Source organism: Streptomyces sp. NPDC047841, from assembly GCF_040704085.1.
Taxonomy (GTDB): Bacteria; Actinomycetota; Actinomycetes; order Streptomycetales; family Streptomycetaceae; genus Streptomyces; species Streptomyces argyrophylli.
In genome coordinates this window covers 310,719-331,366 of the sequence record NZ_JBEYRP010000001.1, presented here as the reverse complement: position 1 = coordinate 331,366, position 20,648 = coordinate 310,719, and the positions used below count along the sequence as shown (strand labels likewise).

At 71.7% G+C, this 20,648-nt stretch carries 16 protein-coding genes; 10 read left to right on the top strand and 6 right to left on the bottom strand.

The genetic code is table 11. The features are described from left to right. Positions 1–298: 298 nt before the first annotated feature. The 9 genes from AB0947_RS01390 (at position 299) to AB0947_RS01350 (ending at position 10,329) form a co-directional block, all read left to right on the top strand. Entirely contained in the window at positions 299–1,579 is a 1,281-nt protein-coding gene (locus tag AB0947_RS01390) for an extracellular solute-binding protein (RefSeq protein ID WP_366748228.1), read from the top strand. Positions 1,580–1,657: 78 nt separating this feature from the next. Then, the gene (locus AB0947_RS01385; RefSeq protein WP_366748227.1) at positions 1,658–2,656 is read left to right on the top strand and encodes a sugar ABC transporter permease; all 999 of its coding nucleotides are present in this window, start codon (positions 1,658–1,660) and stop codon (positions 2,654–2,656) included. Beyond that, complete coding sequence (locus AB0947_RS01380; RefSeq protein ID WP_366748226.1) at positions 2,653–3,483, top strand: carbohydrate ABC transporter permease; 831 nt, start codon at positions 2,653–2,655, stop codon at positions 3,481–3,483. The genes AB0947_RS01385 and AB0947_RS01380 overlap by 4 nt, the downstream gene beginning before the upstream one ends. Positions 3,484–3,491: 8 nt before the next feature. Further along, positions 3,492–5,003 carry a glycoside hydrolase family 3 protein gene (locus AB0947_RS01375; protein ID WP_366748225.1) on the top strand — a complete coding sequence of 504 codons (1,512 nt, stop codon included), beginning with the start codon at positions 3,492–3,494 and terminating at the stop codon, positions 5,001–5,003. Positions 5,004–5,105: 102 nt separating this feature from the next. Next, positions 5,106–6,137, top strand: coding sequence for a phytanoyl-CoA dioxygenase family protein (locus tag AB0947_RS01370; protein WP_366748224.1), 1,032 nt, complete (start codon positions 5,106–5,108; stop codon positions 6,135–6,137). Then, the gene (locus AB0947_RS01365; RefSeq protein WP_366748223.1) at positions 6,134–7,423 is read left to right on the top strand and encodes a DUF6271 family protein; all 1,290 of its coding nucleotides are present in this window, start codon (positions 6,134–6,136) and stop codon (positions 7,421–7,423) included. The genes AB0947_RS01370 and AB0947_RS01365 overlap by 4 nt, the downstream gene beginning before the upstream one ends. Continuing rightward, positions 7,420–8,646, top strand: coding sequence for a type III PLP-dependent enzyme (locus AB0947_RS01360; RefSeq protein ID WP_366748222.1), 1,227 nt, complete (start codon positions 7,420–7,422; stop codon positions 8,644–8,646). The genes AB0947_RS01365 and AB0947_RS01360 overlap by 4 nt, the downstream gene beginning before the upstream one ends. 1 nt (position 8,647) lies before the next feature. After that, positions 8,648–9,151, top strand: a complete 504-nt coding sequence (locus AB0947_RS01355) for a GNAT family N-acetyltransferase (RefSeq protein ID WP_366748221.1) — start codon at positions 8,648–8,650, stop codon at positions 9,149–9,151. After that, positions 9,151–10,329 carry an MFS transporter gene (locus AB0947_RS01350; protein WP_366748220.1) on the top strand — a complete coding sequence of 393 codons (1,179 nt, stop codon included), beginning with the start codon at positions 9,151–9,153 and terminating at the stop codon, positions 10,327–10,329. Before AB0947_RS01355 ends, AB0947_RS01350 begins: the two co-directional genes overlap by 1 nt. Before the next feature lie 52 nt (positions 10,330–10,381). Here AB0947_RS01350 and sbnA read toward each other — a convergent pair whose 3' ends face one another. Genes sbnA through AB0947_RS01325 form a run of 5 tightly spaced genes read right to left on the bottom strand, consistent with a single transcriptional unit; the run spans position 10,382 to position 19,417 of the window. Continuing rightward, positions 10,382–11,404, bottom strand: coding sequence for a 2,3-diaminopropionate biosynthesis protein SbnA (gene sbnA / locus AB0947_RS01345; RefSeq protein WP_366748219.1), 1,023 nt, complete (start codon positions 11,402–11,404; stop codon positions 10,382–10,384). 37 nt (positions 11,405–11,441) lie between these two features. Beyond that, the gene (sbnB, locus tag AB0947_RS01340) at positions 11,442–12,512 is read right to left on the bottom strand and encodes a 2,3-diaminopropionate biosynthesis protein SbnB (RefSeq protein ID WP_366748218.1); all 1,071 of its coding nucleotides are present in this window, start codon (positions 12,510–12,512) and stop codon (positions 11,442–11,444) included. After that, positions 12,509–13,513, bottom strand: a complete 1,005-nt coding sequence (locus AB0947_RS01335) for a TauD/TfdA family dioxygenase (protein ID WP_366748217.1) — start codon at positions 13,511–13,513, stop codon at positions 12,509–12,511. The genes sbnB and AB0947_RS01335 overlap by 4 nt, the downstream gene beginning before the upstream one ends. Positions 13,514–13,553: 40 nt before the next feature. Then, on the bottom strand, positions 13,554–16,820 hold the full coding sequence (locus tag AB0947_RS01330) for an amino acid adenylation domain-containing protein (protein WP_366748216.1): 3,267 nt from the start codon (positions 16,818–16,820) through the stop codon (positions 13,554–13,556). A gap of 14 nt (positions 16,821–16,834) precedes the next feature. After that, the gene (locus tag AB0947_RS01325) at positions 16,835–19,417 is read right to left on the bottom strand and encodes a Pls/PosA family non-ribosomal peptide synthetase (RefSeq protein WP_366748215.1); all 2,583 of its coding nucleotides are present in this window, start codon (positions 19,415–19,417) and stop codon (positions 16,835–16,837) included. A gap of 618 nt (positions 19,418–20,035) precedes the next feature. Here AB0947_RS01325 and AB0947_RS01320 point away from each other — a divergent pair. Beyond that, on the top strand, positions 20,036–20,305 hold the full coding sequence (locus AB0947_RS01320) for a hypothetical protein (RefSeq protein ID WP_366748214.1): 270 nt from the start codon (positions 20,036–20,038) through the stop codon (positions 20,303–20,305). A 17-nt stretch (positions 20,306–20,322) separates the two neighbouring features. On the opposite strand, the gene AB0947_RS01315 is transcribed toward AB0947_RS01320, so the two are convergent. After that, positions 20,323–20,487: a hypothetical protein gene (locus tag AB0947_RS01315; RefSeq protein ID WP_366748213.1), complete on the bottom strand. Its 165-nt coding sequence runs from the start codon at positions 20,485–20,487 to the stop codon at positions 20,323–20,325. Positions 20,488–20,648: the final 161 nt, after the last annotated feature.

Below are 20,648 nucleotides of genomic sequence, written 5' to 3'. Positions count from 1 at the left end.
GCCTTCCCGGCTGTGTCGACGGTCTCCCGTTATAGCGACCAACTGCCCTATGGTCTAGTCCAACTGGACGGTCCGGACGAAAGGGCCGGAATGCGGACGGACGCGCTCCGGTGACTTTCTCGTAACGGCCCGGACCGGCTTTCCGAACCACCCTTGACACTCCAAAAGGTCTAGGCCAAGCTCCACCGTACTGGTCTACACCATTAGTGGCCAGGTCCCGAGCCCTACGTGCAACAGCGTCGTACGCAGGTCACCGCCGAGGGCGTGGGGGGTTAGTGGCATCCCTGAGGAGGGTGGCGTGAAGCGCAAGCTTGCGGCCGCGATCGTGATCGCGGGCATGATGGTCTCCGTGTCGGCGTGCGGCGGGGACGACGGCGACGACAGCGGCAAGAACGCGGGACCGGACAGCTTCAAGGGGCAGACCCTGACGGTCTGGGCGATGGACGGCTCCACGCCGGACCAGTGGGCCAAGGACGTCACGGCCGCGTTCGAGAAGAAGACCGGCGCCAAGCTGAAGTTCGAGACGCAGAAGTGGGACGGGATCCAGCAGAAGATCACCACCGCCCTCTCCGAGTCCAACCCGCCGGACGTGCTGGAGGTCGGCAACACCCAGACCCCGGCCTACGCGGCCACCGGCGGCCTCGCCGACCTGAGCGACCTGAAGAAGGAGATCGGCGCCGACTGGACGCCGTCGGTCTCGCAGTCCTCCGTCTACGACGGCAAGCAGTACGCCGCCCCGTGGTACTTCGCCAACCGCGTCGTCATCTACAACAAGAAGATCTGGGCGAAGGCCGGCCTCAAGGACACCCCCAAGACCCGGGACGAGTTCTTCAAGGACCTGGAGACCATCGGCAAGAAGACCGACGCCGAGCCGCTCTACCTGCCCGGCCAGAACTGGTACTTCTTCGACGGCCTGACCATCGGCCAGGGCGCCGACCTGGTGAAGAAGGACGGCGACAAGTACGTCTCCAACCTCGGTGACCCCAAGGTGGCCCAGGCCATGGAGATCTACAAGAAGTACGCCTCCTACTCCAAGGCCCCCAAGGACAAGGACGAGGCCACCCCGCAGCAGGCCGAGGTCTTCGCCAAGGGCAAGACCGGCGCCTTCATCGGCATGGGCTGGGAGGCCGGCACCGCCGTCACCGCCAACAAGGCCATCGAGAAGGACCTCGGCTACTTCACCATCCCCGGACAGACCGCGGACAAGCCCGAGGGCGTCTTCCTCGGCGGCTCCAACCTCGCCGTCGCCCAGGGCAGCAAGAAGCAGGCCCTGGCCAAGGAGTTCCTGAAGATCGCCCTGTCCGACCAGTACGAGGGCGAACTGGCCAAGCTCAACGGCGTCATCCCGAACAAGCAGGCCCTGGAGTCCAACCTCAAGGGCAACGCCGTCGCCGAGGCCGCCGCCCCCGGTGCCGCCGTCGGTGGCACCACCCCGCTGATCCCCGAATGGGGCGCGGTGGAGAACAACCCGAACCCGATCAAGTCGTACATGACGGCCGTGCTCAACGGCAAGTCCCCGGCGGACGCCGCCAAGCAGGTCGAGGGCGAGATCAACAAGCGCCTGGCCCAGCAGAACTGATGACCGCGCCGGGGGCGCCACTCCGGCGCCCCCGGCTCACCAGTGTCGTCCGTACGGCCACGGAAGAGATGGCAACTCATGTCAGTGCAGACCGAAGGCACGGACACGGCCGGGGGGCCCGCTGTCCGCAAGGCCCGGGTGCCGGCCCCGCCGCGCGGTGACAGCCGCACCACCGGCGCCCCGTCCCGGCGCGGAGCCGCCGCCCCCTACCTGCTCCTGCTGCCCGCGCTGCTGGCCACCGCGGTGCTGCTCGGCTGGCCCCTGGTCAAGAACGGCCTGCTGTCGTTCCAGAACCTCAACCCCCGCCAGCTCATCCAGCACCTCACCGAGTGGAACGGCGTCGACAACTACCAGGAGGTGCTCAGCGGCGGGGACTTCTGGCACGTCGTCGAGCGCTCCGTCGTCTTCACCGCCGTCAACGTCGCACTGATCATGCTGATCGGCACCCTGGTCGGCCTGCTGCTGGCCCGCCTCGGCGCCAGGATGCGGCTGCTGCTGATGATCGGGCTCGTCCTCGCCTGGGCCATGCCGGTCATCGCGGCCACCACCGTCTACCAGTGGCTGTTCGCCCAGCGCTTCGGCGTCGTCAACTGGGTGCTGGACAAGCTCGGCTGGCACTCCATGGCCGACCACAACTGGCTCCAGACCCAGTTCTCCACCTTCGCCGTGATCACCCTGCTCCTCGTCTGGCAGTCCATACCCTTCGTGGCGATCAACCTCTACGCCGCGACCACCACCATCCCCCGCGAGCTGTACGAGGCGGCCTCCCTGGACGGCGCCGGAGCCTGGAAGAGCTTCACCTCGGTGACCCTGCCCTTCCTGCGGCCCTTCCTGTACGCCACGACCTTCCTCGAAGTCATCTGGATCTTCAAGGCGTTCCCGCAGATCTTCGCGATGAACGAGGGCGGCCCCGACCACCTCACCGAGACCCTGCCGATCTACGCCTACGTCGAGGGCGTCGGCAACCAGCACTTCGGAGTCGGCGCCGCCATCTCCTTCCTGACCATCCTGGTCCTGCTCGTCATCACCTCGTACTACCTGCGCATGGTGCTCAAGCAAGAGGAGGACGAGCTGTGAAGCGCTCGCTCTTCGGCCGCTTCTGGCCCAACGCGACCGCCGTCGTCCTCTTCGTCGGCTTCGTGTTCCCCGTGTACTGGATGTTCGCCACGGCCTTCAAGCCGACCGGTGACATCATCTCCGAGAACCCGGTGTGGTTCCCGACCGACGCCACCCTCGAACACTTCAAGAAGGCCGTCGACGCCGACCACTTCTGGACCCTGGTCGTCAACTCCGTCACCGTCACGGTCCTGTCGGTCGTCTTCTCGCTCGTCATCGCCCTGTTCGCCGCCTTCGCCCTCGCCCGGCTGCGGTTCAAGGGCCGGCGCGGCCTCATCGTGACGTTCATGCTGGCGCAGATGGCCCCCTGGGAAGTCATGATCATCGCCATCTACCTGATCGTCCGCGACAACGACATGCTCAACAGCCTGGTCCCGCTCACCGTCTTCTACACGATGATGGTGCTGCCGCTGACCCTCCTCACGCTGCGCGGCTACGTCGCCGCCGTGCCCAAGGAGCTGGAGGAGTCGGCGATGGTCGACGGCTGCACCCGCACCCAGGCCTTCGTCAAGGTGATCTTCCCGCTGCTCGCGCCCGGTCTGATGGCGACCTCGCTGTTCGGCTTCGTCACCGCCTGGAACGAGTTCCCGCTCGTCCTGATCCTCAACAAGGACATCGAGAAGCAGACCCTGCCGCTGTGGCTGTCCCAGTTCCAGACCGCCTTCGGCGACGACTGGGGTGCCACCATGGCCGCCTCGTCCCTGTTCGCGCTGCCCATCCTGATCCTCTTCATCTTCCTGCAACGCAAGGCTGTCAGCGGTCTGACCGACGGCGCCGTGAAGGGATGACGCCCCCGATGACCACCATCGCCACCGCCGCGTCCGGCAGCGGCTCCGCAGGCGGCGACGCCCTGACCCGGGACGCCCTCGCGGTACTGCAACCCGGGTTCGACGGCACCACCGCCCCCGACTGGGTGCGCCGGCGCATCGGCGAGGGCCTCGCCTCCGTCGCCCTGTTCGGCCGCAACGTCGTCAGCGAGGAGCAGGTGACCGCGCTGACCGGCCAGTTGCGCGCCGAACGCGACGACCTGCTGGTCGCCATCGACGAGGAGAGCGGCGACGTCACCCGCCTCGACGTGCGCACCGGCTCCTCCTTCCCCGGCAACCACGCCCTCGGCGCCGTCGACGACCCCGATCTCACCCGGGCCGTCTCCCGCGAGCTGGGCCGGCGCCTGGCGGCCTGCGGCGTCACCTTCGACTGGGCGCCCTCCGCCGACGTCAACGCCAACCCCGACAACCCCGTCATCGGCGTCCGCTCCTTCGGCGCGAGCCCCGGTCTGGTGGCCCGGCACACGGCCGCGTGGGTCGAGGGCCTGCAGTCCACCGGCGTCGCCGCCTGCACCAAGCACTTCCCCGGCCACGGCGACACCAACGTCGACTCCCACCACGCCGTACCCCGCATCGACGTCGACGCCGACACCCTGTACGCACGCGAACTGCCCCCGTTCCGCGCGGCCATCGCCGCCGGCACCCGGGCGATCATGAGCGCGCACATCCTCGTGCCGGCGCTCGACCCGGACCGCCCGGGCACCCTGTCCCGGCGCGTCCTCACCGACCTGCTGCGCGGCGAACTCGGCTACCAGGGCCTGATCGTCACCGACGGCATGGAGATGCGCGCCATCTCCGGCACCTACGGCCTGGAGCACGGTGTGGTCCTCGCCATCGCGGCCGGCGCCGACGCCATCTGCGTGGGCGGCGGACTGTGCGACGAGGGCACCGTGCTGGGGCTCCGGGACGCCCTCGTGGCCGCTGTACGCTCCGGTGAACTCCCCGAGGAGCGGCTCGCCGACGCGGCGGCCCGGGTCCGTGACCTGGCCGCCTGGACCGTCGCCGCCCGCGGCGACGCGGCGGCGACCCCGGCCGACCCCGAGATCGGCCTGGTCGCGGCGCGCCGCGCGCTGACCGTGACCCGCGCCGGCGCCGCCGTACCGGTCACCGGAGCGGTGTACGTCGCCCAGTTCAACCCCACGCCGAACATCGCCGTCGGCGACCGGACCCCCTGGGGCGTCGCCGACGAGCTGGAGCGGCGGCTGCCCGGCAGCGCCTCCGGCTCCTTCACCGGCGAGGACGCCGGTGCTTCCGTCCTCGCCGCGGCCGAGGGCCGCCGGATCGTCGCCGTGGTCCGCGACGAGCACCGGCACGACTGGATGCGCTCCGCGCTCGACACCCTGCTCGCCGCCCGGCCCGACACCGTCGTGGTCGAGATGGGCCTGCCCCAGGCCCCGCCGCGCGGCGCCCTGCACATCGCCACCTACGGCGCCGCCCGGGTCTGCGGTGTGGCGGCGGCCGAAGCGGTCGTCGCGGGCTGACCCACGGGCTCCCCGGCCGCCCGCCGCAGCGGGCGGCCTACTCGCTCTTGCTCTTTTCCCGGATCTCCACCGCACCTCGTGTTCAAGTTCCAGAGGAATCGCATGCAGACGCCCCACCCCTTCCTCCATCGCGCGGCGACGGGCCGCCCCTACTTCAGCGCCGACGGTGAGACCTACCTCGCCCCGACCCCCCTGCGCGACCTCGAGAAGACCCAGCCGCTGCGCGTGCTGTCCGAGCAGGACTTCGCCTTCTGGCAGACGTACGGCTACGTCGTCGTGCGCGAGGCCATCACACCCGGCGAGGCCAAGCAACTCCTCGACTTCGCCTGGGAGTTCCAGGGGCTGGACCCCGACCGACCCGACACCTGGTACGAGGAGCCGCCGTTCCGCAGCGAACTCGACCGGCACCTCTACATCTACGGCTTCGTCGAGGCCTACCACCACCAGCTCCTGTGGGACAGCCGGCAGAACCAGCGCGTGTACGACGCCTTCGCCGACATCTGGGACAGCCCGGAGCTGTGGGTCACCCTGGACCGCCTCAACCTCAACCCGCCGAACGTCCGCACCCGTTCGCGCTGCCTCATCGAAGCCACCGACGAGGGCTTCGACATCGAGCTGCACTGGGACGTCGACACCACCCTCGCCGTCCTCCCGCAGCGCGTGCAGGGCATCATCGCGCTCACCGACACCCGCCCCGAACTCGGCGGCTTCCAGTGCGCGCCCGAACTCTTCCGCCGCTTCGAGGAGTGGCGCGTGACCCGGCCGCCCGGCCGCGACCCGGTCCGCCCCCACACCGACCGCGCCGAGTTCCCGGTGGTCCGCCCCGACCTCCAGGCCGGTGACCTGCTGATCTTCAACGGGCTGCTCGCCCACGGCGTGGCGCCCAACCTCTCCGACAACGGTGTCCGGGCCGTCCAGTACCTGTCGATGATGCCCGCGCTGGAGGAGCACGCCACCCTGCGGGACTCCCGCGTGGACTCCTGGCGCACCCTCGCCACCCCCGACTGGAACGCCACCCTGCTCGGTGACGCCCGCGAGCCCGAAGCCCTCCGCTACGGCCCCGCCGAACTGAACGGCCTGGGGCGCAAGCTGCTCGGCCTCGACTCCTGGGCCACCGCGGCAGGTGCCCGGTGAACCGCGTCTGCCTCACCCTGCCGACCAACCGGGCCTGCTCCGCGACCATCACCGCCCTGCACGCCGAAGCGGCGTACGCCGCCCGGCACCACGGCGCCGACGTCCGGCTGCTGATCCTGGACTCCGCCGACGACCGCACCCGTGGCGAGCACACCCGCACGGTCGCCGCCCTGCCCCCGCACCAGGGCGTGACCGTCCACCACCTCGACGAGGAGGCCCAGCGCGACTTCCTGCGCCGGGTCGTCCGCAAGGCGGGCCTGCCCGAGCCGGACCGCCTGCTGCGCCTCATGCTCCCGTCCGCCGTCTCCTACGGCGCCTGTACCAACCGCGCCTTCCTGCTGGCCGCCGCCCTCGGCTGCGACTCGGTGCACCGCCGCGACTCCGACAGCACCTACCAACTCCACGCCGGGCAGCCGGTGTTCCCCGTCCACCACGAGCTGCCCTGGCTCGGCCGCCCCGCCACCGAGGCCGCGGCCGCCGTCACCCGCACCGACCTCGCACCGGCACTGGCCCACCGCCCGGTCTCGCTGGCCGGAGCCTCCTTCATCGGCGAACTCTCCGTGGACGTCGCGGAGATACGGCGCCTGGACGAGGCGGTCTACCACGACGTGGTCGGTCTCTGGGCGCCCGGCGACTGGCCGGAGGACCGCAGGCGCGCCCTGGTCGAGGAGTCCTTCACCGGCGCGGGCACGGCCCCCTTCACCCAGGACCACTCCACCCTCACCCTGGTGGACCCGATGCGCGTCGACATGTGCAACGTCGCCTTCGACCGCGCGGTGTACGAGCGCGTCCCCCTCCCGCCCGCCACCGACACCATCGGCAGCGACTACTTCCTCCTCCACCTCGTCCACGACGCGGGCCTGCCCGGCATCCTCCACAACCGCCACATCGAGAACTTCCACACCCCCGAACGCCGCACGGACGCTGGCTTCCCGGCCTACCAGCGCCGCTTCGTGAAGTTCCTGCTGTCGATGCTGTACTTCCACGACGTGTACGACCGGATGGCGGCCGAGGGCCCGGGCCTGCTGGACGAGCGGCAGCGGGTCCGGCCCGACCGGATCGTGGAATTCCTGCGCGAAAGCACGGCTCTGGACCGAGCCGAGAACATCTGGCGCCTGGACCGGGTGGACACGGCGTACCGCAAACTGGGCGGCCGGTACGCGACCTTCGCGGACCGACTCTGTGAGGAGCGCGATGGGTTACTCGACCAGGCCGAACAGGACATCGAGGACTTCGCCCACCTGATCGTTGCCTGGCCCGCACTGATAGAGGCGGCCCGGCCATGAGCGCCCCACAGGGGCGCGGGGCCCCGTCCGGCGTGCGGCTGCCGCCGCGTGGGCGCGACCAGCCACGACGGAGCGGCAGCCGCACGACGGACCGCCTCCTCTACGACCTCACCGGCATAGAGCATCAGTACGACACTCTGGTGAGCGAGCTGCCCGGAACCCACGTCCGCTTCGCACTGAAGGCATGCCCAGTGGACGAGGTCCTGCGCTGCCTGACCGCCAGAGGCGCCGGCTTCGACGCGGCCGGCCCCGCCGAGATCGAGCAGGCCCTGCGCGCCGGTGCGCACCCCGACCGCATCCACTACGGCAACACCATCAAGTCGGACCAGGACATCGCCGAGGCCTACCGCCTGGGTGTCCGCACGTTCGCCACCGACAGCGTCCAGGACGTCACCGCCATAGCCGCGCACGCCCCCGGCGCCCGCGTGTTCTGCCGACTCTCCACCAGCGGGGACGGCGCCCTGTGGGGCCTGAACCGCAAGTTCGGGTGCGCTCCGGACGACGCCGTCCGCGTCCTGGACACGGCCCGCGCCGCCGGCCTCGTCCCGGCCGGCCTGTCCGTGCACGTCGGCTCCCAGCAGATGACCGGCGAGGCCTGGCAGCAGGCCCTGGACACCCTCGCCGTGACCCTGACGGCACTGGCCGGGCGGGGGATCGTCCCCGACCACGTGAACCTCGGCGGCGGGCTGCCGGCGCTCGGCTACCTCGACCGGCGCGGCAACCCCCTGGACCCGCCGCTGGACAAGATCTTCACCGTGCTCCGCGAGGGCATGGAACGCCTGACCGCGCTGGCCGCCGCCCCGCTCCGCTTCGTGCTGGAGCCGGGGCGCCACCTGGTCGCCGATCACGGTGTGGTCCACGCCCGCGTCGTCCGGCTGACCGAGCGGACGCAGCCGGACGGCGGGCGGACCCGCTGGCTGTACCTGAGCGTCGGCAAGTACAACGGCCTGTACGAGATGGACCAGGTCACCCACCCGCTGGTCTTCCCCGGGCGGGAGACGCAGGAGCACGTCCCCGCGATCGTCGCCGGACCCACCTGCGACAGCGACGACGCCTACGGCGCCGGCCGGTACCCGGTGCCCGTGCCCCGGTCCGCCGGCTCCGGCGACCCGGTCCTGATCCTCTCCGCCGGCGCCTACGCCAGCAGCTACATGACCCAGGGGTTCAACGGCATCCGCCCGCTGCGGGCCGAGTGCACCCGCGGCCAGGAAGGACACCACTGAGATGACGGCCCTCGTACGGGGCATCACCGAGGCCGACTGGCCGCAGGTCGCCGCCCTGGAGGCCGGGGCGTACGCGGACACCTCGCTCACCGAGGGCGAGGCCGGCCTGCGGTCCCGGGCCCCGGCGGGCACCAGCTTCGTCCTGGAGCTCGACGGGCGGATCGCGGGCTACGTCCTCGCCCTGCCGTACCCGCGGTTCCACTGCCCCGACCCGGCCCGCCCGGAGCGGGTCGCCCACCACACCACCAACCTCCACCTGCACGACCTGGTCGTCAGCGCGCCCGTGCGGCGCCGGGGCCTGGGCACCCGCCTGGTCCGGCACCTCACCGACGCGGCCCGCGCCCGGGGCTTCGCCACCATCTCGCTGGTCGCGATCGCCGGCCGGGAGCCCTTCTGGCGGGCCAACGGCTACCTGCCCCACCACGAGGCGCGGGTGCCGGCCGGCTACGGCAGCGGTGCGGTGTACATGTCGGCCCAGGTGGCCGCCCTGCGGAAGGCGGGCTGATGAGCACACCCACCGCCCCCTCCTTCCGGCGCGCCAAGTGGTCGATCGCCGCGCTGTTCTGCTTCCTCGGCTTCCAGTACGGCACCTGGGTGTCCCGGCTGCCCGCGCTGAAGACCCGGCTGGACCTGGGCGCCGGCGAGGTGGGGCTGCTGCTGATGGCCTGCGGGGCCGGAGCGGCCGCCTCCTTCCCGCTGGTCGCCGTCCTGATGCGGCGGCTCGGCTCCCGCCTGCTGTCCCTGGCCTCCGCCGCCGCCCTGATCGCCGTCCTGGCCGCCCTGTCCGCCGTACCGGACTACCCGCTCGCGCTGCTGGCCGTGTGCGCCGACGGCGTCGCCGTCGGCTGCCTCAACGTGGCCATGAACGCGCAGGGCGCCGCGCTGGAGAGCGCCCACGGCCGTACGGCCATGTCCCAGCTGCACGCCACCTTCAGCGGCGGGCTGCTCGCCGCCGCCCTGCTCACCTCCGGCGCGACCACCCTGACCGGGTCGGTTCCGGCGCACTTCGCCGTGGCCGGTGCGCTGCTGCTGCTCCTGCTCGGCGGCGCCCGGCCGGGCCTGCTGACCCACCGGGAGCCGGACCCCGCGGCCCCGGACGGGCCGAAGCGCCGCGGCCGACGCGGCCTGCCCTCCGGCACGACCCTCCTCATGGGCTGCGCCATGGCCTTCGGCACGATCACCGAGGGCGCGATGAACGACTGGTCGACGCTCTACATGAAGGACGTCGTGCGGGCGCCGGCGGCCGTCGCCCCGCTCGGCATCGCGGTCGTCTCCGTGATGATGCTGCTGGCCCGCGCCTGGGCGGACCGCTGGCGCACCCGCTGGGGCGACGGACGTGTGGTGCGGGCCGGCAGCGCGGTGGCCGCCGTGGGCCTCGCCCTCGCGCTGCTCGCCGGGGGAGTGGTGCCCACGCTGCTCGGCTTCGCCTGCGTCGGCCTCGGCGCGGCGGCCGTCACCCCGTGCGTGTACGTGGCGGCGGCCGGCCACGGCGCGGACGCGCTGGCGCTGGTCGCCGCGATGGGCACCACGGGGCTGCTGGCCGGTCCCGCCCTGATCGGCTTCGTCGCCGGCGCGGCGAACCTGACCGCGGGCATGGCCACGGTGGCGGCCTGCGCCCTGATCGTCACGGCGACCGCCTTCCGCATCCCGTGGCGGGCCCGCACGCCGGAACCGGTCGGCTGACGCCCGATTGCCCGGGCGTGACCCGACCGGCTCCCGCTGAACCGCCCCTCCGCTACGCCCTGCGGCGGCGTCCCGGCGCGCGTGACGCGGAGTTCTCCTCCCAGGCGGTGGGCACCTGGGCGGAGTCCAGCAGGTGCTCGCCGTAGAGGTCCTGCAGCCAGTTGCCCTGGTAGATGGTGTCGAGGTAGCGCTCCCCGAGGTCGGGGGCTATCGCCACCGCCGTGAGGTCACGGGTGCCGTGCCGGGCCAGCCAGTCCGTCGCGGCGCTCACCACAGTGCCCGTGGAACCGCCGAACAGGAAGCCCCGCCGGGCCAGGCGGTGGCAGGTGCGGATGGTGTCCGCCTCCTCCACCCGGACCACCTCGTCCACGTAGCTCTCGTCGAGCAGCGGGGGGCGCATGCTCATGCCCAGGCCGGGGATCATCCGGCGGCCGGGGGTGCCGCCGAAGGCCACCGAGCCCACGCTGTCCACGGCGACGATCCGCACCGGCCGGTGCCACTTGCGGAAGTAGCGGGCGCAGCCCATCAGCGTCCCGGCGGTGCCCGTCCCGACGAACAGCACGTCCAGGCGCGGGAAGTGGACGGCGATCTCCGGTGCCGTCGTGCGGAAGTGCGCCCGCCAGTTGCCCGCGTTGGTGTACTGGCTGAGCCACACGTAGCGGTCGTCGGACGCGCACAGCGAGCGGACGTACTCCAGCCGCGTGCCCAGGAAGCCGCCGCCCCCGTCCAGGTCGGTCACCACGTGCACATGGCTGCCGAGGGCTTCCATCAGCAGTTTCGTCGACAGGTTGCACCGGGGGTCCGTCACGCACAGGAACCGGTAGCCCTTGCTGGCGGCGATCATGCTGAGGGCGACGCCCAGGTTTCCGGACGACGACTCCACGAGGATGGAATCCGGCGTCAGGGATCCTTCCCGCTCGGCGCTCTCCACCATCTCCTTCGCGGCCTTCAACTTGATGGAGCCGGCGAAGTTGAAGCCCTCGCACTTGAGGTAGAGGCGGTGTCCGAAAATCGACTCTAGGTCGACGAAGAGACTTCCTTCGTTGAATGCGTGGGGAGCGGAGATGACGGGCACGGCAGGCCTCCTGGTCCCAGGGCTGAGGGCAACGGCCTCAGCCGTACCGGCGCAGATCGTGGAAGAAGTCGTCGATGAGGCGGAGTTCTCCCGCCCTGGCCACTTGCTCGTAGACGTACTTGCCGACGGCCAGGTCGAGCACGCCCAGGCCGAAGGGCGAGAAGATCACCGGCTGGTCGCCGGGCGGGGCGGCCCGTCCTTGCAGCACGTCGTAGAGGGTCCCGTTGAGGAAGTCGCGGTTGCCGGTGCGCTGCTCGACCAGGTGCGGGGAGGTGTCCGCCTTCAGGCAGTGCTCCACGTCGTCCACGAAGTTGGCCGAGGCGAGCAGGACCTCGGGCGCGAGGTCGCGCAGCGACACGTGCAGCACCAGGGGGTTGTGGGCGAACCAGCCGGGGGCCGTGACATGGGGCCGGCCGGCGATGGTGGCGAAGACCACGAGGTCGCTGGAGCGGACGAGGTCCTCGGCGCTGTCGTGGACGGTGACCTGACCGGTGGCACCCGCCTGGCGCAGGTAGCCGCGGAAGCCGGCGGTGCTGTCGGGGGACACGTCGTGCACGCCGACGGCGTCGAAGGTCCAGCCGGAGCCGGCCAGGAACGTGTGGATGTACCGGGCGATCAGACCGGTGCCGAAGAACCCGACGCGGCGGGGGCGGCTCCGGGTGCGGCTGAGCCAGTCGGCCGCCAGCGCGGCGGAGGCCGCCGTCCGGGTGGCGCTGATGACGGAACTCTCCAGGCACGCGAACGGGTAGCCGGTGTCGTGGTCGTTGAGGATGAGCACCGCGGAGGCCCGGGGCAGCCCGCTGCGCACGTTGTCGGGGAAGCTGGAGATCCACTTCAGGCCGTCCACCCGCGTGGAGCCGCCGATGGAGGCGGGCAGGGCGATGATCCGCGCCGTCGGGCGGTCGGGGAAGCGCAGGAAGTACGAGGGCGGGTTGACCGAGTCCCCGGCTCCGTGCAGCCGGTAGGTGGCCTCCACCAGGTCCACCAGTTCCTTCTCGCGCCCGCCGAGGGCCTGTTCCACCTGCTTGCCGGAGATCACCGCGAAGGAGGGCGCCGGCCCCCCGGGGGGCGTGTCCGCCTCGGTGGCGGTCGACAGCATGTCGGTCATCGACGGCTCGCCTCCCCCGTCGGGCAGGAGTCGGCCAGGCGTCGCGGCTCGGCCATGCCCACCAGCACCTGCCGGTCGCCCGTGAACGCCTCCCGGCTGTGCGCGGAGCCGATGTTGTCCACGAGCATCAGGTCACCGGCCTGCCAGGGTTCGCGCCGGGTGTGCTCCTCGTAGATGGCGTTCAGCAGCTGGACGACGTCCTCGCCGATCGGGCCGCCGTCGCCGTAACGGGTGTTGAACGGCAGGCTGTCGGCGCCGTACTCGTCCACCAGGTACTCGCGCACCTCCGGGGCCAGCGTCCATTCGTTGAGGAACGCGATCTGGTTGAACCAGCACCGCCTGCCGGTGACCGGGTGCCGCACGACCGCGCAGCGGCGCTGCTCGGTGCGCAGGGACCCGTCCGGCTGCCAGTGGAAGTCGATGGCGTTGGCCCGGCAGTAGCGCTCGATCGCGGCACGGTCGTCGGTGCCGAAGGACTCCGCCAGGGACGCCCCGATCTCCTCGTTGTAGCTGCGGGTCAGCAGCCAGCCCTCCCGCTCGAACCGCTCGGTCAGCTCGGCGGGCAGGGCCTGAAGGACCCGCTCGGCGTCGGCGACCCCGGTCGCCCCGCCCTGTCCGGGCGCGGTCAGGCACGCGAACAGCAGCAGGCCGGGCACCTCCAGCGGGTAACTCAGCTCGTGGTGCATGCACATCGGCTGGTTGGCCGGCCACGGAGTGGAGGAGTACAGGCCGTGGCCGTGGTCCTGCCGGGGGGCGAAGGCCTCCCGCTCCGGCATGAGCGTCCCGGCCAGCCGTGCGAAGACGGCACCGACCTGCTCCGCGTCCCGCAGGCCCAGCCCGCGCACGAGCAGCGCCCCGTGCTCGGTGACCTGTGCCCGCAGCGCCTCGCGGTGTTCGGCCGCCCAGCTCGCGGCGTCGGCGGGCCGGTCCACGCGCAGCAACGGTGGCCGGTCCGGCCGCAGCTCCACGTCGAGCGGTGCTGCCAGGGATGAGGACGGCATCTCGGTTTCCTTTCGGTCGCCCGTCGTGTGGACGTACGGGTCAGGTGGAGGCCAGGGGGACGGCCGCGTTCAGCACCGCGTGCGCGGCCTCGGCGGGCCGGGTGCGGAGGAAGTAGTGGCCCCCGTCGGCCAGTTCGTGCAGGTCCACGTGGTCGGCCAGCAGCAGCCAGTCGCGGTGGTGACCGGCGTGGCCGGCGGTGTGCGGGTCGTCGGCGGCGACCACCACCGTGACCGGCGCGGCCAGCTTCACCGGCGGCGGGGCCTTCAGGACCGCCTGGAAGTAGCGGTGGGCGGACACGCAGTCGTGCCGGTAGGCGGCACCGATGTGCTCGGCGTGCCGCGCGTTCAGTTCGGCCAGCTCGGTGTAGCCGCCGTCCGCGGCCAGCCGCGCCGCGATCTCCGCGTCGCTCAGGCCCGTCAGCTCGGCGACGGCGGCACCGCGCTCCTCGGCCGTGCCGAGCAGTTGCGCCCCGAGGAACACCCGGGTGACCCGCACCCCGCGCTCCTGGAGCGTCCTCGCCGTCTCCAGGGCCGGTGCGGCGCCCGAGGAGTGGCCCCACAGCATGACCCGGGCCAGGCCGCGCGCCGTGATCTCGTCGGCCACCCGCGCGGCGACGTCCGCGATCGACGCGAACGGCTCCCGGTGCGCCGCCAGATCGTGGCCGGGCAGGTCCACCGCGAGGACCGCCGTGCCGCTGCCCGCCAGCGCCGCCGCCATCGGCCGGTAGTTCACCGCGTTGCCGCCCGCGTACGGGAAGCAGACCAGCGCGCACTGGGGGGAGCCGTCCGCCTCCGACAGCGGCTGGAGCAGCTCCGGGCGCTGCCGGGCGGCACCGTCGAGGAGGGCGGCCAGGTCGGCGAGCACCGGGTGCCGGGTGATGTCCCGAAGGGAGACCGCGCGGTCGAGCGCGATGCTGAGCTTGACGGCCGACAGGGAGGTGCCGCCCGCGTCGAAGAAGTTGTCCGTCCGGCCGATCCGGTGCTCGGGCACGCCCAGCAGTTCGGCCCAGGCCGCCGCCAGCCGCCGCTCGCCGGGGCTGAGCGCCTCCCGGTCAGCGCCGGCCGCCGCCTCGGGTCCGGGGCCGGTCCGCGCGGCCTCGGCGGTCAGGGCCTTGCGGTCGATCTTGCCGTTGGCGGTCAGCGGCAGGCTCTCCCGCCAGTGGAAGGCCGCCGGGACCATGTAGGCGGGCAGTGCCGCCGCGAGCGCCTCGCGCAGCACGTCCGGCTCGTGACGCCGGCCGGAGTGGAAGGCGATCAGCTGCGTGTTCCCGCCGCCCCGCTCGACGACGACCACCGCACCGTCGCGCACCCCGCCCACCCGCAGCAGGGTGTTCTCGATCTCCCCGATCTCGATCCGGAAGCCGCGGATCTTGACCTGGCTGTCCCGGCGGCCGAGGAACTCCAGCTTGCCGCCGGGGTGCCAGCGTCCCCAGTCACCGCCCAGGTACAGCCGCTCCCCGGGCCGGTACGGGTCCGTCCGGTAGGCCTCCCGGGTCCGCTCCGGATCGTTGACGTAGCCCCGGCCCACACAGACCCCGGAGAACGCGATCAGCCCGGGAGCGCCCAGCGGCACCAGCGCCAGCTGCTCGTCCACGACGTACACGCGTACGTTGTTGACCGCGCGCCCCAGCAGCACGCGGTCGGGGACGCCGTCCAGGACTTCGTGGTTGGTGTCGTCCGAGGTCTCCGTCAGCCCGTAGGCGTTGAGCAGCCTGATGCCCGGCTGGAGCGCGAACCAGCGCTGCACCAGCTCCCGTTTCAGCGCCTCACCGGTCACCGACACCCACCGCAGGTCCGGCAGTTCCCGCGGGCGCTGTTCCAGGTACGAGACCACGACCTCCAGGTAGGAGGGCACGAGCTGGGTCACGGCGACCCGCCCCCGCACCAGCGTGTCCACGAACCGCTCCACGTCCACGACCACGTCCTGGCCGATCAGCAGGGTCCGCCCGCCGACCAGCAGCGCGGACACCAGCTGCCACAGGGAGATGTCGAAGCACTGCGGGGCGGTCTGCGCCACCACGGAGCCCTCGCCGATCCCCAGGTCGTCGATCTTGGCGTACAGGTGGTTGAGCAGACCGGCGTGCTCGCACATCGCGCCCTTCGGCTCACCGGTGGAACCGGAGGTGAAGAAGAGGTAGGCCAGCTGACCGGGGTCGACCCGCACCCCGAGGTCGTCGTCGGCGTGGGGTTCCGCGTACGCCGTTCCGACCAGCAGCTTCTCGGCCTCCGGCACGGTGGCCAGCGCCTCGTCGAGGGTTCCGGTGCTGCCGGACTCGGTGAGGACCAGCCGGCACCCCGCCCGCGACAGCGTCGCCGCGATACGGCCGGCCGGGAAGTGCGGCTCGATCGGCAGGTACGCCCCGCCCGCCTTGAACACCGCCAGCGTCGCCGCCAGCCAGTCGAGGTTCCGCTCGGTGACGACGGCGACCACGTCCTCCCGGCCCACCCCGCGCGCCACCAGCGCCCGCGCCAGCCGGTTGGCCCGCGCGTTCAGCTCCCCGTACGTCCACTCCCGCTCGCCGTGCACCGCGGCCACCGCCCGCGGATGCGCCCGCACCCGCTGCTCGAACAGCTCGTGCGCGCGGGCATCCGGCAGCGGCCGGTGCGGCCCCGCCAGCCCTTCCAGCTGCTCGCGCACCTCCACGGCCGACAGCAGGCTCTGCTGGGTGTGGTCGGCGTCGGGATCGGCCGCCAGCAGCCGCAGCGCCTTCAGGTGGTAGCCGCCGATGCGGTCCGCGCCGTCCGCGTCCAGCACGTCCGTGCGGTGGCGCAGGCGCAGCTTCAGCCGGCCGCCCACTTCGCACCAGCGCACCTGGAGCACACCGTCGTCGTGGTGGTCGTCCTCGGCGTCCATGGGGCCGAACACCACCTCGTACGACGGCTCGGTCACCCCCAGTTCCCGCCGCAGTTCCGGCACCGGGAACTCCCGGTGCGCCAGCACCTCCGCCTCGGCGCGCTCGGCGGCCGACACCAGGGCCCGCCAGGACCCCGACGGCACGGTCAGCCGGAGCGGCAGCGGCTCGCCGCGCACTCCGGCGGCGTACCCCGTGACCACCTCGCGCTCGCCGGACAGCGCGGCCAGCACCTTGGCGTGCGCCGCCAGCAGCAGCGCGCTCAGCGGCAGTCCCGACCGGCGCACCAGTGCGCGCACCGAGGTCACCACGTCGTCCGGGACCGGCGTCTCCTGCTCCGCCGCTCCCGGGGCCGGCTCCCGGACCCACCGCGGCACGGCGGTGCTGCCGCCCGCGGTCAGCACACGGCTCCAGAACTCCCGGTCCGCTTCCACCGCTTCCACGCGCGTTCCCATCGAAATGTCCTTCCTCATCTCGTGACGGACGCGGGGGCGTCGGTCGCTTCCAGGGCCCGGACCGTGCCGCCGGGCCGGTGGCCGGCCCCGGGCATGTCCACGGCCGGGTTGCCGCCCCACCGCGCGTGCGGGGGGACTTCCTCGCCTTTCATGAGGAAGGAGTCGGGTGCCAGCACCGCGCCGTCGCCCATGGTCACGCCGTAGTGCACATGCGCGCCGACGCCGAGCGTGCAGCCCACGCCGAGCGTGGTGCCGTCGGACTTGAACGTGCCGTCCTCCTGGGAGTGGCACTGGATCTTGCTGCCGGCGTTGAGGGTGCACTCGTCGCCGACGGTGGCCAGGGTCCGTTCGGTCATGTAGCAGCCGTCGTCGAACACCCGGCGGCCGATGCGCACGCCCAGCAGTCGCCAGACCAGGGCCTTGAAAGGAGTCCCGTTGAAGATGTTGAGGTAATGGCTCGGCATTTTCCACACGCGCTCGTGCCACCAGAAAATCGGGTGGTAGATGGAGCACAACTGGGGAGTGAGTGCGCGGAACCTCGTCAGGCAGCGCTCCACCAGGATGTAGTAGCCGGTGGAGAACGCGAGCGTCATGGCCAGGTACAGGGCGATCACGACGTGCCCGACCACGCCGTACAGGTCCACGGAGAGGAGTCCGAACAGGGTGAGCGCGAAGACGAGGAACCAGCGCATGCACAGCATCAGGGCCATCGAGCGCAGGTTGTAGCGGTTCTTCGCGCTGAGGTGGCGGTGGAGTTCGTCGCCTTCGCGCAGATGGTCGAACCGGGCGTCCCGGTCCACCGAGCGGGGAATCTCGAAACACGGCGAACCGAGCAGTCCCACGCCTTCCCGTACCTCGCCGTCTAGGGGAATCATCACCTTGGTCGCGAGAAGGCAGTTCTCACCCGTCCTGCCGCCCACGGGATAGGCGATGTTGTTGCCCAGGAAACTGCGCGGACCGATCTCCACCCGGGACACCCGGAAGGACGTGCTGGAATAGTCGGCGTTGACGACGGAGAGGCCGTCGGCGATCATCGTCCCGCTGCCGACCGTGACCATGAAAGGCGTCTCGTGCTGCATCTCGGTGCCGAAATTCGAGCCGGTCTGCTCCACCCGTGACAGGTTGTAGCCGAGCCCGCGCAGATAATGCACGATGTACGAGCTGTCACCGAAGAGCCAGGCGAAGAACTTGATGTTCGTCATGCGTGCCGCCGCCCGGTGCAGGGCGTAGTGGAACCCGTAGAGCGGATACACCCGGTCGGGTTTGACGAACAGACCCAGCAGGCGGGGAACGGTGTACAGGACCACGAGGCCCATGACCAGGAAGCCGCAGAACAGGGCCAGCGAGATGCCGAGCGCGTCCGGGATCAGTTCCGGCCGGGTCAGCACCGCCGTCTGCGGATCGAGCCGCTTGCCGATCGCCGGGACCTCGGTGAACAGCATGTACACGCCGCCGAGGGTCAGCGGCAGGTACAGGAAGACCGTCTGCAGCAGTGTGACGGCACCGAACCAGGCCCGGCGCGCGGTGCCGCACCTGGCCGGCGGGACCCGCAGGTAGTCGACCTGGGCGGGCTCCGCCGGGGAGCCGTGCCAGCGCTCGCCGTCCGGCACCGCCTGGCCGCTGTGCAGCGCGGAGGAATGGCCCAGCTGGGCGCCGTCGCCCAGCGAGGTGTCGATGTCCAGGACGGTCTTCTCGCCGATGTACACGTCCCGGCCCAGCGTGACCCGGCCGGTCTGGATCCGGCCCGCGTGGGCCCGGTAGCAGAGGAAGAACGTGTCCTTGCGGATCACCGTGCCGGCGCCCACCGTCAGCAGGTCGGTGCAGACCGGGACCGTGCGGGAGAGGATCGTGACGCCCTTGCCGATCCGCGCGCCCAGCGCCCGCAAATACAGCACGTACAGCGGGGTTCCGACGAAGAACACCATCGGATTCGCGTGCAGCAGTACCTTCACCAACCAGAAGCGCAGATACGCCGCTCCCCAGAGGGGGAACTCACCCGGCTTCCAGCGGCCGACGAGCAGCCATTTCGCGATGACCGGAAAGGTGCACAGGGCGAGGAAACCGATACCGCCGAACAGCAGCGACCGCACATAGATGCCGACGAACCCGGAACCGGCGGCGATCCACTCGTACCCCCGGGCGGTGACGAATCCCCAGACGAGGGAATAGACGAGGAAGATCAGCAGCTGGGCCGTCCCGCACAGAAGGTGGTGGACGGGATTCACGCGCGTCACCGGAGCGGGGGAGACCGCGGGCTCCGGCTCCGGCACCGGCGCGGCCGTGCCGGCGGGAGGCACCTGGACGAGGGCCGCCGTCAGGCTCCGAATCGTGGGATGCCGGTAGATGTCCCGCATGGACGGTGAGGGAAGATCCGGGTTCTTCCTCAGCCGCGCGCAGAACTGGGCCATCACCAGGGAATTCGCCCCGAGGTCGTTGAAGAAGTTACTTTCGGCGGGAACGTGGTCGCAGCCGGTGACCTCGGCCAGGATTTCCGCGAGTTTCCGCTCGGTCCACTCCGTGTCCGACCTTATGTCGCCCAGGGAGACGGCAGGTTCGTCGGGCCGGGATATGGGGACCGCGGAGGACTGCTCCACCATTACATCTCCTGAGGGCGTTCGGATCGCCTTTGGCCGGCCGGCGGTCCCTGATCAGGAACCATCGGTTTCAGTCTGGCGAGGCGCACAGCAGGCTGCCACTTCGCATCGCCCCCATTCGCCGCCCCCGGAAGCGCGGATGGCTCCGTATTCCTTGGTTTCCCCGGTTTCCGCGCGGCGCCCTCCCCACCAGGCCTCACCCGAACGGCCGCGCCCCGGATCACCCACGTGTCCCAAGGAGCACCGCCGAGGGCATGACCCGGTGCCGGATATACCGTGCCCCTGGCCACCCAGCCGCGTGGTCTGACGGCGGCGCCCATCCGGCTCGCCGGCCGGCGGCACGGGACGACCGGAGCGACCGGAGTCCGTCGCCCCTGCTCGCCCTGCCCTGCACACCGTGCCCCAGGCATTCCGGCACGGCGGGCGTCACCTTCCGGACCCGAGTTCCCTGGTCCTGGCCGGCGCAGCTGCCGATGCCCAGGGCGTCACGGAGACGGCCGACGCCGCTCGGCGGCACCCCCGAGTCGGGCGCCCGTCCGGGTACCCGCCGGACCGACCCGGACATCGCGGGGAGCCACCGCGGTACCCGTCACGGCGCAGACCGACCGGAGGAGGGAAACGGTGGCCCGGAACGACGACGCACTGCTCGCCTTCGACACCGGCGACCTGGAGGACTGGGACGAGCACCGTGCGCGAGCCGCTCTCGACGGCAGGCACGGCGCCTTGTACCGGAACCACCTGCGCATCGCCCTGCATCTCGACTCCTGGGCCCACGCCGAGGGCGGCCGGACGGATGTCGACGCACCGTACAAAGCCGGATACGTGCAGGCCCTGCGGGACATGGCCGCGTTCCTGCGACAGACCTACTACCTCCCCAGCGGCCCGGACTGAACCCGGGTCACCGGGTGTCAGCCGTCGCCCTCCCCGGACTCCGCCCGTTCCGCCAGGGCCTCATCGGTGCCCTCGCCGGACGTGTGGGGCCCGGGGCGCCCTTCCTCCTCCGGGTGGACGTCCCGCTCGTCCGTCTCCCGCTCCAGGCGACGTGGGCTCGCGCCGTGCTTCTCCGTGCTCACACAGGCGCTCACCGCCCTCCGTGGTGCGCGCCGCCGGAAAGCGCTGACGGTGGCCGCTGCCGGGCCGGCCGCCGGTGCGTTCGTCGTCCTGCGGCGAGCGAAGGCACGCCCGTCCGGCACAGCCGCCGCGGCTCGCCGGCGGCCGGCGAGCCGAGTCCGGC

What these genes read in the sequence shown, in the direction of transcription:
- AB0947_RS01385 (WP_366748227.1), top strand. Translation starts at nt 1,658, where the DNA reads ATGTCAGTGCAGACCGAAGGCACGGACACGGCCGGGGGGCCCGCTGTC.
- AB0947_RS01375 (WP_366748225.1), top strand. Translation starts at nt 3,492, where the DNA reads ATGACCACCATCGCCACCGCCGCGTCCGGCAGCGGCTCCGCAGGCGGC.
- AB0947_RS01370 (WP_366748224.1), top strand. Translation starts at nt 5,106, where the DNA reads ATGCAGACGCCCCACCCCTTCCTCCATCGCGCGGCGACGGGCCGCCCC.
- AB0947_RS01360 (WP_366748222.1), top strand. Translation starts at nt 7,420, where the DNA reads ATGAGCGCCCCACAGGGGCGCGGGGCCCCGTCCGGCGTGCGGCTGCCG.
- AB0947_RS01355 (WP_366748221.1), top strand. Translation starts at nt 8,648, where the DNA reads ATGACGGCCCTCGTACGGGGCATCACCGAGGCCGACTGGCCGCAGGTC.
- AB0947_RS01350 (WP_366748220.1), top strand. Translation starts at nt 9,151, where the DNA reads ATGAGCACACCCACCGCCCCCTCCTTCCGGCGCGCCAAGTGGTCGATC.
- sbnB (WP_366748218.1), bottom strand. Translation starts at nt 12,512, where the DNA reads ATGACCGACATGCTGTCGACCGCCACCGAGGCGGACACGCCCCCCGGG.
- AB0947_RS01335 (WP_366748217.1), bottom strand. Translation starts at nt 13,513, where the DNA reads ATGCCGTCCTCATCCCTGGCAGCACCGCTCGACGTGGAGCTGCGGCCG.
- AB0947_RS01330 (WP_366748216.1), bottom strand. Translation starts at nt 16,820, where the DNA reads ATGGGAACGCGCGTGGAAGCGGTGGAAGCGGACCGGGAGTTCTGGAGC.
- AB0947_RS01325 (WP_366748215.1), bottom strand. Translation starts at nt 19,417, where the DNA reads ATGGTGGAGCAGTCCTCCGCGGTCCCCATATCCCGGCCCGACGAACCT.